The organism is Cupriavidus phytohabitans, assembly GCF_000426345.1.
Lineage (GTDB): Bacteria > Pseudomonadota > Gammaproteobacteria > Burkholderiales > Burkholderiaceae > Cupriavidus.
Genome location: NZ_AUFE01000015.1, coordinates 29,023 through 44,117, shown reverse-complemented (window position 1 = coordinate 44,117; position 15,095 = coordinate 29,023). Strand labels below are relative to the sequence as shown.

At 68.3% G+C, this 15,095-nt stretch carries 13 protein-coding genes; 10 read left to right on the top strand and 3 right to left on the bottom strand.

Annotated features, from left to right (window positions below):
• Nucleotides 1-13 precede the first annotated feature (13 nt).
• The 6 genes from K309_RS0113770 to K309_RS0113745 all read left to right on the top strand — a co-directional run bounded on the left by K309_RS0113770 (nucleotide 14) and on the right by K309_RS0113745 (nucleotide 7,288).
• On the top strand, nucleotides 14-1,108 hold the full coding sequence (locus K309_RS0113770) for a GNAT family N-acetyltransferase (RefSeq protein ID WP_051320442.1): 1,095 nt from the start codon (nucleotides 14-16) through the stop codon (nucleotides 1,106-1,108).
• A gap of 23 nt (nucleotides 1,109-1,131) precedes the next feature.
• Nucleotides 1,132-2,577, top strand: coding sequence for a lysine N(6)-hydroxylase/L-ornithine N(5)-oxygenase family protein (locus K309_RS0113765; RefSeq protein WP_029046972.1), 1,446 nt, complete (start codon nucleotides 1,132-1,134; stop codon nucleotides 2,575-2,577).
• Between the two features lie 179 nt (nucleotides 2,578-2,756).
• Entirely contained in the window at nucleotides 2,757-4,952 is a 2,196-nt protein-coding gene (locus tag K309_RS36490) for a TonB-dependent siderophore receptor (protein ID WP_051320441.1), read from the top strand.
• Between the two features lie 68 nt (nucleotides 4,953-5,020).
• The gene (locus K309_RS0113755; protein ID WP_156914354.1) at nucleotides 5,021-5,344 is read left to right on the top strand and encodes a hypothetical protein; all 324 of its coding nucleotides are present in this window, start codon (nucleotides 5,021-5,023) and stop codon (nucleotides 5,342-5,344) included.
• Complete coding sequence (locus K309_RS0113750; RefSeq protein WP_051320439.1) at nucleotides 5,341-6,963, top strand: PepSY-associated TM helix domain-containing protein; 1,623 nt, start codon at nucleotides 5,341-5,343, stop codon at nucleotides 6,961-6,963. Before K309_RS0113755 ends, K309_RS0113750 begins: the two co-directional genes overlap by 4 nt.
• Entirely contained in the window at nucleotides 6,947-7,288 is a 342-nt protein-coding gene (locus K309_RS0113745; protein WP_051320438.1) for a DUF3325 domain-containing protein, read from the top strand. The genes K309_RS0113750 and K309_RS0113745 overlap by 17 nt, the downstream gene beginning before the upstream one ends.
• Before the next feature lie 120 nt (nucleotides 7,289-7,408).
• Here the strand turns inward: K309_RS0113745 and K309_RS0113740 are convergent, their stop codons facing one another.
• From K309_RS0113740 to K309_RS0113730, 3 genes are all read right to left on the bottom strand, one after another.
• Nucleotides 7,409-7,738 carry a DUF2917 domain-containing protein gene (locus K309_RS0113740; protein WP_029046968.1) on the bottom strand — a complete coding sequence of 110 codons (330 nt, stop codon included), beginning with the start codon at nucleotides 7,736-7,738 and terminating at the stop codon, nucleotides 7,409-7,411.
• A 15-nt stretch (nucleotides 7,739-7,753) separates the two neighbouring features.
• Nucleotides 7,754-8,737: an alpha/beta fold hydrolase gene (locus K309_RS0113735; protein WP_051320450.1), complete on the bottom strand. Its 984-nt coding sequence runs from the start codon at nucleotides 8,735-8,737 to the stop codon at nucleotides 7,754-7,756.
• Nucleotides 8,738-8,923: 186 nt separating this feature from the next.
• On the bottom strand, nucleotides 8,924-9,529 hold the full coding sequence (locus K309_RS0113730; RefSeq protein WP_035877405.1) for a TetR/AcrR family transcriptional regulator: 606 nt from the start codon (nucleotides 9,527-9,529) through the stop codon (nucleotides 8,924-8,926).
• A 336-nt stretch (nucleotides 9,530-9,865) separates the two neighbouring features.
• Here K309_RS0113730 and K309_RS39915 point away from each other — a divergent pair, with 336 nt between their 5' ends.
• The 4 genes from K309_RS39915 to fahA all read left to right on the top strand — a co-directional run bounded on the left by K309_RS39915 (nucleotide 9,866) and on the right by fahA (nucleotide 15,065).
• On the top strand, nucleotides 9,866-10,252 hold the full coding sequence (locus tag K309_RS39915; RefSeq protein ID WP_029046965.1) for a helix-turn-helix domain-containing protein: 387 nt from the start codon (nucleotides 9,866-9,868) through the stop codon (nucleotides 10,250-10,252).
• Nucleotides 10,253-10,703: 451 nt separating this feature from the next.
• Nucleotides 10,704-12,413 (top strand): FAD-dependent oxidoreductase, encoded by a 1,710-nt coding sequence (locus tag K309_RS0113720; protein ID WP_029046964.1) that lies wholly within the window; start codon nucleotides 10,704-10,706, stop codon nucleotides 12,411-12,413.
• Between the two features lie 44 nt (nucleotides 12,414-12,457).
• Nucleotides 12,458-13,777: a homogentisate 1,2-dioxygenase gene (gene hmgA, locus K309_RS0113715; RefSeq protein ID WP_029046963.1), complete on the top strand. Its 1,320-nt coding sequence runs from the start codon at nucleotides 12,458-12,460 to the stop codon at nucleotides 13,775-13,777.
• 25 nt (nucleotides 13,778-13,802) lie between these two features.
• Nucleotides 13,803-15,065: a fumarylacetoacetase gene (gene fahA / locus K309_RS0113710; RefSeq protein WP_029046962.1), complete on the top strand. Its 1,263-nt coding sequence runs from the start codon at nucleotides 13,803-13,805 to the stop codon at nucleotides 15,063-15,065.
• The last annotated feature ends 30 nt before the right edge of the window (nucleotides 15,066-15,095 follow it).

Sequence of the window (15,095 nt, the reverse complement as noted above, 5' to 3'; positions counted from 1 at the left end):
GGAGTCAGCTCAAATGCAAAGCACCGCGTCTTCGATGACCCATGCCGTCGCCGGCCAGCCCTGGTCATACGCATGCTCCGCCACCTTGCAAAGCCGCTGGGAAGGCGCCACGCTGCAGCTCAGCCTGGACGACGCGCCGCTGCAGGCGTGGCAGTTCACGCCGGACGTGCAGCCCCGCCTCGCGCTTGCCGGCTCCACGCAGGACCTCCCGCTGGCACGCGCCGCCACGTTCGCCGCCTGCGAAGCGGCGCTGGCGCGCACGCCCGCCGCCGAAGCGATTGCACTGGACGTACCCGAGGCCCTCGCCGCCGCCATGCTGCGCGAAGGCAGCGCCGTACGCGATGCCAGCGGCCAGCTGGTCTCGCGCGTCGAGCAGATGTGGCAGCTGCCGGCGCTGTGGCACACCGGCACCTCGGGCCGCGATTTCCCGCTGCAGTACGCCATGAGCGCTGGCAAGCGCCATCCGCTGCGCGCGCCCAAGCCGACGGGCCAGGTCTACGCGCGCCATATCCCCTGGCTGGACCAGGTGTTCTCGATGCGCGTGGCGGATCCCGATGCCGATCTGCAGTGCTTCCACGGCTGGATGAACGACCCGCGCGTGGCGGTGTTCTGGCAGGAAGAAGGCGATCTCGCCAAGCATCGCGGCTACCTGTGGGCGCAGCTGGATGACCCGCACACCATTCCGCTGATCGGCTGCCTGGACGGCAAGCCCTTCGCCTATTTCGAGGTGTACTGGGCCAGGGAAAACCGCATCGGCCCGTACTACGACGCCGACGACTTCGACCGCGGCTGGCATGTGCTGATCGGCGATGGCGAGATCCGCGGCAAGGCGTATATCACCGCCTGGCTGCCGTCACTGATGCACTACATCTTCCTCGACGATCCGCGCACGCAGCGCATCGTCGGCGAACCCCGCATCGACCACGTGCAGCAGATCCGCAACCTCGACCGTTCCGGGTTCGCCAAGGTCAAGGCCTTCGACTTCCCGCACAAGCGCGCCATGCTGGTGATGCTGCTGCGCGAACGCTTCTTCGGCGAGCGCCTGTGGGTGCCGAAGGAAGACGCGCCGGCGGAAGCCCCCGCAGAACTTGCCGCGCTTGCCGCCTGAACCCGCCGCGAAAGGAGACCCCAATGCTTTACTCAGCTTCGACCGTCGCCGCGAACGGTGCCCGCCCGGGTGCCGTGGATACCGGCGTACCGCCCGTGCTCGACCTGCTCGGCATCGGCTTCGGTCCGTCCAACCTCGCGCTGGCCGTGGCGCTGCGCGAGATGCTGCCGCGGCAGGCGCCGTTCCGCTTCGGCTTTATCGAGAAGAAGCCCGGCTTCGTCTGGCACGGCAACATGCTGCTCGACAACAGCCGCATGCAGATCTCGTTCCTGAAGGACCTGGTCACGATGCGCAACCCGGCCAGCCGCTATACCTTCATCAACTACCTGCACGAGCGCGAGCGGCTGCTGGATTTCATCAATACCCGCACCTTCTACCCGAGCCGCTACGAATTCAACGACTACCTGTCGTGGGTGGCGGCGGACTTTGCCGACACCTGCCACTACGGCGAGGAAGTGGTCGCCGTCGAGCCCGAGACCGCCGGCGCGAATAGAGGCAATGGCGGCAATGGCGCCCTGGCGTGCCTGCGCGTGACCTCGCGCGCGGCCGATGGCGCGCTGACGGTGCGCCGCGCGCGCAACGTGGTGGTCAGCGTGGGCGGCGCGCCCAGCATTCCCGACACCTTCGTGCCGCTGCGCGGACATGCGCGCGTGTTCCATTCGTCGAACTACCTGGAGTCGCTGGAGCGGCTCGGGCAGTCGGGCCCGGTGCGCCGCGTCGCGGTGATCGGCTCGGGGCAGAGCGCCGCCGAGATCTTCCTCGACCTGCACGGCCGCGAAGGCAATATCGAGGTCGACCTGGTTAGCCGGGCGCCGGCGCTCAAGCCGGCCGACGACAGCCCGTTCGTCAACGAGATCTTCAACCCGCGCTATATCGACTACCTGTTCTCGCGCGCGCCCAACGAGCGCGAGCAGCTGCTGAGCGAATTCGGCAACACCAACTACGCGGTGGTCGATACCGACCTGATCGAAGCCATCTATGAAGTGCTGTACCAGCAGAAGGTCACCGGCAAGGTGCGCCATCGCCTGCTGGCGGGCTACGAAGCGCGCCATGCCGAGGCCGACGCCGACGGCGTGCGGCTCGACATCGCGCGCCGCGACGACGGCGCGCACCAGCTGCAGCGCTATGACGCGGTGATCCTCGCCACCGGCTACCGGCGCGAGCTGCACCAGTCGCTGCTGGCGCCGCTGGCGGCTTACCTGGACGATGCCAAGGGCTTCCAGGCCGACCGCGACTACCGGCTGCAGATGGCGCCGGGCTGCCAGGCGGGCGTGTTCCTGCAGGGCTGCTGCGAAGCGACGCACGGCTTGTCGGACACTTTGCTGTCAGTGCTGGCGGTGCGTGCGCAGGAGATCGCGGCGGCGGTGCTGGGCAACGGCGAAAGCCAGGGCCTGGCTAACGTGCGCGCCGCTGCGCCGGAGCCTGCGCGCAGCCGTCCGTCTCGGATGGCGCACGCCGGCACGCACTGAACACAAGAAAACCAATGCGAGGACCGGCTGGCGACCGCATGGCCGCGAGCCGGTTCCTGTGGCCAACATTTTCAACAACAGAGCAGGGGAGCAAGAAGGGCATGAAACACAGCAACAGACGCGCGAACGCACGCGCGCGGGCAGCACGGAACGGGGCCGCAACGTCGTGCCGCACCGCCATGCGCTGGATCCCGGCCGCGGTCGGCCTGGTCTTCAGCGCATCGGCCTTTGGACAGGAAGCCACCACGGGAACGACGCCGGCAACGGCCGCTGCCGCTACCGGCAGTGCTGCCAAGCCGTCGGAGCATGCGCTGCCGGCGGTGACGGTCAACGGCGTGCGCGAGAATCCGGTCAACCCGCCGACGACGGCCGGCAGCAAAGTGCCGCTGACCGCGCGCGAAGTCCCGCAATCGGTGACCGTGGTCAACAGCGAGCGCATCAGGGAACAGAACCTGGTGACGCTGGAAGACGCGCTGGCGCAGGCCACCGGCGTGTTCGTGGAAAAGCGCGACCAGGAACGCACCATCTACTATTCGCGCGGCCTGGAGATCGACACCTTCCTGCTGGACGGCGTGCCGACCAAGTATGACTGGCGCAACACCGTGCAGCCCGATCTGTCGATGATCGACCGCGTCGAGGTGCTGAAGGGCCCGTCCGGGCTGCTGTCCGGCGCCGGCAAGACCGGCGGCGCGATCAACCTGGTGCGCAAGAAGCCCACGCGCGAGACGCAGGTGCAGGGCGCGCTGTCGGTCGGGTCGTGGAACAACTACCGCGCCGAGATCGACGCGGGCGGCGCGCTGAATGCCGACGGCACGCTGCGCGCGCGCCTGACCGGCGCCTTCCAGGACAAGGACTCGTTCATCGACAAGGCCAATATGCGCACCGGCGCTCTCTATGGCGTGGTCGAGTACGACATCACGCCCAGCACCATGGTGACGGTGGGCGCGAGCTACCAGGATTCGGAGGGCCGCCAGCCGTGGACGCTGCCGGCCTACTACAACCCGGTCACGCGCCAGGCGAGCCTGCTCGACGTGCCGCGCTCGACCTACCTCGGTGCCGACTGGAACAGCGACCACTTCTATACCACCTCGGCCTTTGCCGAGCTGGAGCACAAGTTCGACAGCGGCTGGCAGGTCAAGGGCGCGCTGCGCTACCTGAACAACCAGATGCACCGCGAACAGGCGTACGCCTACTCGCCGGTCATCCCGGGCGTGAATACCACCACGCTGTTCGCTGCCAAGCAGACTTACACGCAGGAGCAGACCAGCTTCGATGTCTATGCCAACGGCCCGTTCTCGCTGTTCGGGCGCCGGCACAAGGCGCTGGTCGGCTTCAATTTCTCCGATTCTGAGCGGCGCGATCCGCGGTACTCGTCGACGCCGTTCACGCAGGTCGTGAACATCTTCAACCCGCGTAGCGACTTCGCCAAGCCGGTCTTTACCCCCAACGGCTCGGGCACCACCACCGCGACCCGGCAGTATGGCGTCTACGGCGACGCACGCTTTTCGCTGCTGGACCCGGTGACGCTGGTGCTGGGCGGCCGCCTGAGCTGGTGGGACATCAATGCGCGCCAGTACACGCCGACCGCCAGCGTGACCAGGCAAGACAACATCAATGCCAAGTTCACCCCGTTCGCCGGGCTGATCTACGACTTCACCGAGCACTGGTCGGCCTACGCGAGCTACGCCGAGATCTTCCAGCCGCAGGACGAGTATTTCACTGCCAGCGGCAACCTGGTCGATCCGATCAAGGGCAAGCAGTATGAAGTGGGCGTGAAGGGCGAGTTCTTCGAAGGCGCGCTGAACACCTCGGTGGCGCTGTTCCAGGTGCGCGAGACCGGCCGCGCCACGGTCGATTACGTCAACACCACCAACCCGAGCAACCCGTTCTACGTGTCGCAGGGCGAGACCAAGAGCGAGGGCTTCGAGCTGGAGGCCAGCGGCCGCATCACGCCGAACTGGACCGTTTACGCCGGCTATACCTTCAACGTCACCACCGACCTGCAGGACCGCACCGGCCAGCTCAACACGGCGTTCTCGGCGATCGCGCCCAAGCATTTGTTCAAGCTGTGGACGCAGTACCGCCTGCCCGGCGACTTCAAGCGCTGGCGCATCGGCGGCGGCATGACCGCGGTCAGCCACGTGCAGAACACCGCGCTGTTCCCGGCGCCGATCGGCGCGGTCACGCTGCGCCGCGGCGGCTATGCGACCTTCGATGCGGCGATCGGTTATGACTTCAACAAGCATGTCTCGGCCGACCTGAACCTGACCAACCTGTTCGACCGCAGCTACTATGCGCGGATCAACAACCCGCGCGAAGGCAACATCTATGGCCAGCCGCGCGCGGCGATGTTCACCGTACGCATGAAGATGTAAGCGCGATGCCGGCATGGCGGTGCCGCGAATCGCACCGCCACGCCGGCCGCGTTCTGCAGGATATTCCAATGAACGATAGTCCCTCATCCTTGCCGTCTCGCGGCGCCATCGGTCCGGCGCTGGCGACGACGGTGCGCGCGTTGGCCGCGCTGGCCGGCAGCTACGCTTTCACCTGGGGCATCACTGCCGGCGGTGCCGTGCTCGGCTGGCGCCTCGGTTTGCCGCGCAGCGAAGCGGTGCTCTGGTTTTCGATGCTGGCCTTCCTGCTGTTTCCCCTGATGTCACTGTGGGCGCTGGTGACGCGGCGGCTGTGGCGCGTATGGCTGGTGCTGTTGGCCGGCGCCGCCATCGGCGCCGGCGTGGCGCAATGGCTCGGGGAGCGGCTGGCGTGAGCAAGACCGTGCGCAAGAACAATAACCGTGCCGCGGCGAACAAGACTGCGGCACAGGAAGGCGGGCTGCGCCAGGCCATGACCTGGGCGCATACCTGGATCGGCGTGCTGCTCGGCGGCGTGCTGATGGTGGCCTTTTTCATGGGGTCGGTCGCGGTGTTCGACCGCGAGATCGACCGCTGGATGATGCCGGCGACGCGCATCGAGGCCGCGCCGCCCGGCATCGATATCGACACCGTGGTGCCGCGTGCGGTGGAGGCGCTGGCCGCCGGCAAGCCGCTGCGCGAATGGGCCGTGACGCTGCCCGAGGCGCGCACGCCGGTGATGATCGCCCGCGTGCGCTATGCCGCGGCCGGCGGACAGATCCGGCTGGCCGATCCGCGCACCGGCGCTCTGCTGCCGGAAGTCGGCACGCTCGGGGCATCGTCCTTCTTCTACCCGCTGCACTACAACCTGCACCTGCGCGTGTGGAACATCGGCTACTGGCTGGTGGGGCTGGCTGCGATGGCGATGCTGGCGGCGATCGTCTCCGGCGTGATCGTGCACGTGCGCATCTTCCGCGATTTCTTCACCTTCCGGCCGCGCAAGCAGTTGCAGCGCAGCCTGCTCGACCTGCATAACCTGACCGGCGTGCTGGCGCTGCCGTTCCATGCGGTGATTTCCTTCTCCGGCATCTGCATCGTCTACATGATCCTGATCCCGGCCGGCATCAACGCGCTGTACCAGCAGCCCAATGTCTTCTACGACCAGGCCTTGTCGGGCTATTCGCGGCAGGCTGCGGGCGTGGCCGCGCCGATGGCGCCGCTCGGGCCGATGGTCGAGGCGGCGCGCGCGCGCTGGGGCGGGGCGGCGCCTGCCGCGATCCGCGTCTGGAACCCGGGCGACACCAACGCGGTGGTCAAGGTCAGCCGCTCGGTGGGCGACCGCATCAGCCTGGCGGACGACGCCGCCTACTTCGACGGCGCCACCGGGGCGCTGCTGCACCACGCGCCGTTGCAGCCCGCGGCGACCACGCAGCGTTTCCTGACCGGCATGCACTTCATCGCCTTCGACCACTGGCCGCTGCGCTGGCTGTATTTCCTTGGCGGCCTGGCCGGTTGCGTGCTGATCGGCACGGGGCAGCTGTACTGGCTCGACAAGCGCCATGCGCGCCATGGCGAGCGCGGCGTGCGCCTGGCCGCCGCCGTTACCGCGGCCATGACGACCGGGCTGGTGATCGCGACGCTGGCGATGATGGTGGCCAATCGCCTGCTGCCGATGACGCTGCCGTCGCGCGAGTTCATCGAGGCCGGGCTGTTCTTTCTCGTCTGGCTGGCCACGGCCATCCACGCGCGCGTGGCGATGCGGCCAGGCAGCCGCACGCTGGTGCCGTGGCGGCAGCAATGCCTGGCGATCGCAGCGCTGGCGGTGGCAGCGCCGGTGTGCAACGGCCTCACCACCGGCGACTGGTTGCCGCTGGCGCTGGCGCGCGGGCAGTTTGCCGTGGCGGGTGTCGATATCGCGCTGCTGCTGACCGGCGCGCTGGCCCTGACGACGGCGCGCCGCGTCAGGCAAGTGGAAGCGGCCCGCGTGGCGGCTGCTCGAGACCTGGAGGAGGCAGATCATGCCGAACGCGCTTGACCACCTGTTGCTGATCGCGCTGGCGCTGTGCGCGTATGGCGCCTTTGTGCTGTTTGCCTGCGCCAGCGAGCGGCACTGGAACGAGCTATCGGGGCAGGGCGGCGATTTGCCGGACCGGTCGCGCCGGCGCCTGCGCGGCGTGGCCTGGGCGCTGGTGGCCCTGGGCGCCGCGGCCGCACTGCCGGGCAACGGCGCCGGCTTTGGCGTGCTGTTGTGGGCGCTGACGATGATGGCCGGCGCGATGGCGGTCGCCTTCACGCTGACATGGCGGCGCGGCTGGCTGCGGCCGATCGCGCTCCGGATGCTGGCGGCGCTGCGGATCTGAGCCGGAGCAGGAGACGGGCGGTACTCCGCTCGTCCGCGATAATGCAATTAACCGCCTGAAATCACAACCCTCCCCCAACGCGCGAGCGCGCAGGCGCCTGCAGACGAGCGGTGTGGGGACTCAGCGGTGGGTACCCGCGTAGCCGGCACGTTGCCTCGGGAGGAAACGTGCAAGCCAGTGCCGCCAGCCGCGCGCCCCTGCCGCGCCCGTCCTGCAGCGCGTGACACGCACGCTGGCCCGGGTGACGGCATAGAGCTCCACGGTGCCAGCCTCTGGCACCGTGAACGATTCGCTGGCGGCGAGGGACGTGTCTTTCGGATCCCCATCACGGATCAGCCACAACTCGCCCTCGGTACAGCGCACCGCGACGTGCTCGCCCGTATCGGCCACCAGCCGCAGCGAACTGCGTGCGGGCAGGGTGGCGGTCATATCGTTGCTTACCGGGAACATGATGGCCTCCGGGGTTCAGTTCACGGCCAGGGTGGCCGCCGTGGCCGTCACCGTGTCCGCGGCCTTCGGCCGGACAAAGCCGGCGATCCGGCCGATCACGGCGGAGTCCTGCAGGATGCGGCGATGGCCCAGCCCGTCGGTGGTGACCAGCTCCGCGCCGGGCCAGGCGCCGGCGATCGCGGCGCCGTCCTCCCATCGCACCTCCTTGTCGCCGCGGTCGTGGATCACCAGCGTGGGCGGCACCGGACGCGTGCGCCCTATCTCCGGTACGTTGAACGCCGACCACGGCATGCCGAGCCAGCGCTCGCTCTGCCGCTGCATGCGTGCCAGCACCGCCGGCGCGATGCCGAGTTGCCAGGCCAGTGCCGCGCACGCGGCGTGCATATCGGCCGGCGAGCCGACCAGCACCGCGGCGCGCGCCGGCAGGCCCTCGCGCAGCGCCAGCGCGGTGGCCGCGCCGCCGAGCGAGTGCGCCACCACGGCGTGGACCGGGCCGGCATGCCAGGCGGCGGCCAGCAGCGAGCGCGACATTTCCAGCACCGAGGTCTGTGCCGCGCCGCGCGTGCCTGCATCGGAAGCGCCATGCGATAGCGCATCGAAGGCCACCACGCGCATGCCGGCCGCCACCAGGCTGCCGGCCACCGCATGCCATTGGCCGGCATGGCCGCCCCAACCGTGGGCGAGCAATACCACCGGGCCGGAATCGCCCCAGCGGTAGACACGCACCCGGCGGCTGGGCCCGTGGCCGGTTACCAGCGCCCAGTCGCTGCGGGCGGTGTCCAGGAAGCGGCGGGCCGCCGACGTCGGGGCGGCGCGCGGCGGCGTGAACCACAGGCGCTCGAGCGCACGCGCGGTCGCGGATGGCGATACCAGGCTGCCCGCCTGCCAGCGCAGCCGTTGCCAGGACGGCAGGGCGGCGGGTTGGTTACCCGGTGCCTTGGCGACCGGCGCCGGGCCGGCGGAGTTCGCCGGGGAAGTGGAAGAGACTGCTTGCGTCACGACCTGCACCTCCAATCGATTGCTGGATTGGCGCGGCATCATCGGAACCGGCGCCAGCCGGCCGCTTTCCGCGCGCATTTTTAAGACCGACCAGTCGTGCTTTTTTAGAGCAAAAAAAAGCCGCCGGAAGGTTGCTGCCCGCCGGCGGGATAGCGCCCGCGCCAATCTCGTTTGCTGGTTCTTCTGTCAGCCCTGCGTCGCGCCCTCGGCGGCGCGTGCCACGAGCGCGCCAAACGCGCGCCGCGCCATGGCCTCGGCATCGGCCCGGCCCAGCAGCTTGAACGACTGCTGGAACGCCATGCCGATGCCGGACAGTTCGAAGGCAAACTGCCGCGGCTCCACGCCCGTGCCGAACTGGCCTTCGTCGATCGCATCGCCAACCACGCGCGCCACGGTGCTGTGCCAGTCCTTCAGCGACTGCACCACCAGGTCCCGGATCGTGCCCGGCCGGTCGCGGTATTCCTGCCCCAGCGCCATGAAGAGGCACCGGCCCTGCGTCACCGTCCCGCCCAGCCACTCCAGGTAGCCCTCGAACAGCGCCTCCAGCCGCGGCATGCCGCGTGGCTGACGCATTGCCGGCCGCACCACGATTTCGCCGAAGCGTTCGATGGCGAGATCCAGCACCGCCTGCTGCAACGCCTCCTTGGACTTGAAGTGCGCATACAGGCCGCTCTTGGACATATTGGTGTCCGCGGCGAGCGTGGCCAGCGACAGCTGCTCGAAGCCGACCTTGGTCGCGGTATCGAACGCCTGCTGGATGATGGCGTGGCGGGTGAGTTGTCCCTTTTGCATGCGATGAAGAATAGCACGACCGGTCGGTTTGTCAACGAAACCGGATGCATGGTAGTTGCCCCGACTTGCGAAGTTGTGCAGCGAAGGCCATAACGTCATACGCAGGGCGTGTGCGTCAACGCGAACCGCCAAGGGTCGTTAGTCTCTTTGCGATGCGGCGATGTTGTGCAGGATGCGGCCTTTTGCCTTCCGTTTGCCGGCCGGGGCAAGAGGCGAATTGCGGACTTGGAAGAAATCTGCACAAAGTGTTTCGGCGGTTACATACGGAACGCTTTGCGTGCTCTATACTCGAATGCACGTCCGCGCACTTTTTTTCACTGGTGACTGGAGACCGACATGAACAGTACAGCCGTGCCAAGAGGCGCTAGCGAACCGTTCCGGCAACTGCGGGCGCTGCGCCGCGCGCGCAAGCTCAAGCAAGAGGACGTCGCCCGCAAAGCGGGCATCTCGCGGGAGGCCTACCTGCGGGCAGAATCGGGGCAAGCCGATCCCCGCATGTCGACATTCCTCGCTGCCTGCGAGGCGCTGGGCCTGGAAGTGGTGCTGGCCCCGCAGCATCTCGCAGCAGACGTCAACGCCTTTATCGCAAGCCGCAACGGCGGCGTGACGGCAGCCTCGATGGCCGGCCAGCCGGCCGCGGCTGGTGCGCAGGCACCGGCCACGGCACCGGCGCAGGGCGGCGGCTTCGGCTCCGGTACCGGCGAGGGCCACAAGCCGGTCTGATCCGGCCGCTGCCTGGCCGGCCGCGTCTCCACGGGCCGGTGCAGGCGGACGGCGTTCCAGACCACCAATAACCGGCGCGGCGCGGCCTTCGCACCGCGCCGGTTGTCATCGACCCGGGCGCTGTCTGCGCCGCCCGGTGCCTCCATCACGCCGCCGCGGTCCCTGCGCCGGTGACTGCCTGCGTCTTCTGCCCGACTTCTTGAAACCGCCGCGTCCCATGCCTGACGCGCGCTGAAGTTCACACTTTTCCCCTTTTTCCGGTTCCGGCCTACAACTCCAGTGGGTGCGCTGCCTTGCGCATACGCCGGCTCGGTTTGACACGCCCGTTTACCAGGATTACGATATGGTAAATCAATTACGGAATACGTAATTCCGTAGCGAACTCACCCAGACCGGCAGGGCCCAGCAAAGGGTTCCCCGGGGCGCCAGCGTAGCGCCGCATGGAGACGCCTTGGACACCATCAACCCGCAACGCCCCTTCGCGTACCAGCCCGGCGCCGAGCAACGCTCGCTGCTGGCGGCTGCGCATGCGGTCCACCCGGTGGCGGTGGTGGGCGCGGGGCCGGTCGGACTGACCGCAGCGATCGACCTGGCGCAACGCGGCATACCCGTGGTCGTGCTGGATGAGGACGACACCCTCGCCGCCGGCTCGCGCGCCATCTGCTTCGCCAAGCGCACGCTGGATATCCTGGACCGTCTCGGCTGCGGCGAACGGATCGCGGCCAAGGGCGTCAGCTGGCATGTCGGCAAGGTGTTCTTCGGCGACGAGCAGGTGTACCGCTTTGACCTGCTGCCAGAGGCGGGCCATCGCCGGCCGGCCTTCATCAACCTGCAGCAGTACTACCTGGAAAGCTTCCTCATCGAACACGCCGCCGGGTTGCCCGGCATCGAACTGCGCTGGCGGCATCGCGTCACCGGCGTTGCGCCAGGCCAGGACAAAGTCGCGCTGACGGTCTCGACGCCTGAAGGGGACTACGTGCTGCACGCGCGCTACGTGGTGGCCGCCGATGGCGCCCACAGCGGGGTGCGCCAGGGCCTTGGCCTGGAAAGCAAGGGCCGCGTGTTCCACGACCGTTTCCTGATCGCCGATGTGAAGATGGCCGCGCCATTTCCGGCCGAGCGCTGGTTCTGGTTCGACCCGCCGTTCAACCCGGGCCGCTCCGCACTGCTGCACCGGCAGCCCGACGATGTCTGGCGCCTTGATTTCCAGCTGGGCTGGGATGCCGATCCCGAAACCGAGAAGCAACCCGGGCGCGTGATCCCGCGCATCCGCGCCATGCTGGGCGATGACGTGGCCTTCACGCTGGAGTGGGTCAGCGTCTATACCTTCTGCTGCCAGCGCATGGATGCCTTCCGCCACGGCCGCGTGCTGTTCGCCGGTGATGCCGCGCACCGCGTCTCGCCGTTCGGCGCGCGCGGCGCCAACAGCGGCGTGCAGGATGCGGAGAACCTGGCGTGGAAGCTGGCACTGGTGCTGGCCGGACGCGCTGGCGATGCCTTGCTCGATAGTTATGCCAGCGAGCGCGAGGCCGCCGCCGACGAGAACATCCGCCACTCGACGCGTTCCACCGATTTCATCACGCCCAAGAGCGCCGTGAGCCGCACCTTCCGCGATGCCGTGCTGCGCCTGGCGCGCCGCCATGCGTTCGCGCGCCACCTGGTCAACAGCGGCCGGCTGTCGCTGCCCACGGTGCTGCGTGATTCGCCGCTCAATACGCCGGACCGCGATGTGTTCGCGGGCGCGATGGTGCCGGGTGCGCCGTGCGTGGATGCGCCGCTGCAGCGCCACGGCGACGCGCGGCCGGGCTGGCTGCTCGGCGAACTGGGCAACGACTTCACGCTGCTTGTCTTTGGCGACGGCGGCGCTATTCCGGCCGAAGCGCGCCGCCGGCTGGCAACCGCCGCGGTGCCGGTGCGCCTGCTGTTCGTGGTGCCGCCGGGCGCGCCCGCCGCACCGCCAGCTGCACCGCCTGAAGGCCCGCGCCATGTGAGCGATGCCGAAGGCCTTGCTGCAGGCCGCTACGACGGCCGTCCGGGCACCTGCTACCTGATCCGTCCCGACCAGCACGTCTGTGCCCGCTGGCGAGACTTTGATGCCGAAGCCGTGCTGGCCGCGCTGTTGCGCGCGCTGTGCCTGCCAGCCAACGGCCAGATTCACTAGAGAACCCTGAACCCCCCGACCGACACCGCAACGCTGACGACACCATGAACCTCACGCACACCCAGCTCGCCGAGCACGGCTACATGTCCGGCTTCGCCAACGAATTCGCCACCGAGGCGCTGCCCGGTGCGTTGCCCGTGGGCCAGAATTCGCCGCAGCGCGCGCCTTACGGCCTCTATGCCGAGCAGCTGTCCGGCAGCGCCTTCACCGCGCCGCGCGCGTATAACCGCCGCTCGTGGCTGTACCGCATCCGCCCGGCGTCGATGCACCAGCCGTTCACGCAGGTCGAGCAGTCGCGCTTCCTGAGCCGCTTCGACCAGGTGCCGCCGTCGCCCAACCAGATGCGCTGGAGCCCGCCGGCAATGCCGTCGGTGCCGACCGATTTCATCGACGGCATCGTCACCATGGCCGGCAATGGCGGCCCGGAAGCGATGAGCGGCTGCGGCATCCACCTGTACCTGGCCAACCAGTCGATGCACGACCGCTTCTTCTACAATGCCGACGGCGAGATGCTGATCGTGCCGCAGCAAGGGCGCCTGCTGATGGTGACCGAGCTGGGCCGCCTGGAAGTGGAACCGCAGGAAATCGTTGTGATCCCGCGCGGCGTGCGTTTCCGCGTCGAGCTGCCGGATGGCGAGGCGCGTGGCTATATCTGCGAGAACTACGGCGCGCTGTTCAAGCTGCCCGACCTGGGGGTGATCGGCTCCAACGGCCTGGCCAACCCGCGCGACTTCCTGTCGCCGGTGGCCAGCTATGAAGACCGCGAAGGCGATTTCGAGCTGGTGGCCAAGTTCCAGGGCAACCTGTGGCGCGCCGGGATCGGCCATTCGCCGCTGGACGTGGTGGCCTGGCACGGCAACTACGCGCCGTACAAGTACGACCTGCGCCGCTTCAACACCATCGGCTCGATCAGCTTCGACCACCCGGACCCGTCGATCTTCCTGGTGCTGCAGTCGCCGTCGGATACCCCGGGCGTGGACACCATCGACTTTGTCATCTTCGGGCCGCGCTGGCTGGCGATGCAGGACTCGTTCCGCCCGCCCTGGTTCCACCGCAATATCGCCAGCGAATTCATGGGCCTGATCACCGGCGTCTACGACGCCAAGGCCGAGGGCTTCGCACCGGGCGGGGCCAGCCTGCATAACTGCATGAGCGGGCACGGTCCCGACGCCGAGACCTTCGAGAAGGCCAGCGCCGCCGATACCTCGACGCCGCACCACATCGAGAACACCATGGCTTTCATGTTCGAGACCCCGGGCGTGATCCGCCCGACGCCTTACGCAGCGCAGTCGGCCTCGCTGCAGCAGGAGTACTACACCTGCTGGCAAGGCCTGAAGAAGCATTTCAACCCGAACGTCCGCTGAACCCGACAAATTCTGGAGTGAACCAATGACCGCCCCCCAAACCAGCTGGATCGACAGCGCCAACGACGGCCAGACCCATTTCCCGCTGCAGAACCTGCCTTACGGCGTGTTCTCCGTCAAAGGCCAGTCGCCGCGCGTCGGCGTTGCCATCGGCGACCAGATCCTTGACCTGGCCGCGCTCGATGACGCCGGCCTGCTGCCCGCCGCTGCCAAGGGCACGTTCGCCGCGGCGACGTTGAACCGCTTCATCGCCCTTGGCAAGTCCACCTGGGGCGAGACCCGCAAGCGCCTGACCGCGCTGCTGTCCGGCGAGGATGCAGCGCTGCGCGACAACGCAGCGTTGCGCGACAAGGCGCTGGTGCCGATGTCCGCCGCGGCGCTGCACCTGCCGGTCGACATCCCGGGCTACACCGACTTCTATTCGTCGAAGGAACACGCCACCAATGTCGGCCGCATGTTCCGCGATCCGGACAACGCGCTGCTGCCGAACTGGCTGGAAATCCCCATCGGCTATAACGGCCGCGCCAGCTCGGTGGTGGTGAGCGGCACGCCGCTGCATCGCCCGAACGGCCAGATCAAGCTGCCGAATGAAGCGCGCCCGGTGTTCAGCGCTTGCCGCAAGCTGGATTTCGAACTGGAGATGGGCTTTATCGTCGGCAAGGAATCCGCGCTGGGCGAGCCCGTCAGCACCGCCGACGCGCCGGCCCATATGTTCGGCATGGTGCTGCTCAACGACTGGAGCGCGCGCGATATCCAGCAGTGGGAATACGTGCCGCTGGGGCCGTTCAACAGCAAGGGCTTCGGCACTTCGATCTCGCCGTGGGTGGTGACGATGGACGCGCTGGAACCGTTCCGCCGCGACAATCCCGAGCAGTCGCCGCAGCCGCTGCCGTACCTGCAGCAGCAGGACAAGAACGCCTATGACATCGCGCTGGAAGTGTCGCTGCAGCCGGAAGGCGCGCCCGCGCCGAGCACGATCTGCCGCACCAACTTCAAGGCGATGTACTGGACCATGGCACAGCAGCTGGCGCACCACACGGTGTCGGGCTGCAACGTGCGCGTGGGCGACCTGATGGGCTCGGGCACGATCTCGGGCACCACGCCGGACTCCTACGGCAGCATGCTGGAGCTGACCCGCAACGGCGCCGAGCCGGTGACGCTTGCCGACGGCAGCCAGCGCGGCTTCCTGCAGGATGGCGACAGCGTGATCATGACCGGCTACTGCCAGGGCGAGGGCTACCGCGTCGGCTTCGGCACGGTCGCGGGCAAGATCCTGCCCGCGCGCTAAGGTGCGTCGGCCGGCGCTTCAGCCGGCTTT

What these genes read in the sequence shown, in the direction of transcription:
- K309_RS0113755 (WP_156914354.1), top strand. Translation starts at nt 5,021, where the DNA reads ATGAACGATAGTCCCTCATCCTTGCCGTCTCGCGGCGCCATCGGTCCG.
- K309_RS0113730 (WP_035877405.1), bottom strand. Translation starts at nt 9,529, where the DNA reads ATGCAAAAGGGACAACTCACCCGCCACGCCATCATCCAGCAGGCGTTC.
- K309_RS0113745 (WP_051320438.1), top strand. Translation starts at nt 6,947, where the DNA reads ATGCCGAACGCGCTTGACCACCTGTTGCTGATCGCGCTGGCGCTGTGC.
- K309_RS0113740 (WP_029046968.1), bottom strand. Translation starts at nt 7,738, where the DNA reads ATGTTCCCGGTAAGCAACGATATGACCGCCACCCTGCCCGCACGCAGT.
- K309_RS0113765 (WP_029046972.1), top strand. Translation starts at nt 1,132, where the DNA reads ATGCTTTACTCAGCTTCGACCGTCGCCGCGAACGGTGCCCGCCCGGGT.
- hmgA (WP_029046963.1), top strand. Translation starts at nt 12,458, where the DNA reads ATGAACCTCACGCACACCCAGCTCGCCGAGCACGGCTACATGTCCGGC.
- K309_RS39915 (WP_029046965.1), top strand. Translation starts at nt 9,866, where the DNA reads ATGAACAGTACAGCCGTGCCAAGAGGCGCTAGCGAACCGTTCCGGCAA.
- K309_RS0113770 (WP_051320442.1), top strand. Translation starts at nt 14, where the DNA reads ATGCAAAGCACCGCGTCTTCGATGACCCATGCCGTCGCCGGCCAGCCC.
- fahA (WP_029046962.1), top strand. Translation starts at nt 13,803, where the DNA reads ATGACCGCCCCCCAAACCAGCTGGATCGACAGCGCCAACGACGGCCAG.
- K309_RS36490 (WP_051320441.1), top strand. Translation starts at nt 2,757, where the DNA reads ATGCGCTGGATCCCGGCCGCGGTCGGCCTGGTCTTCAGCGCATCGGCC.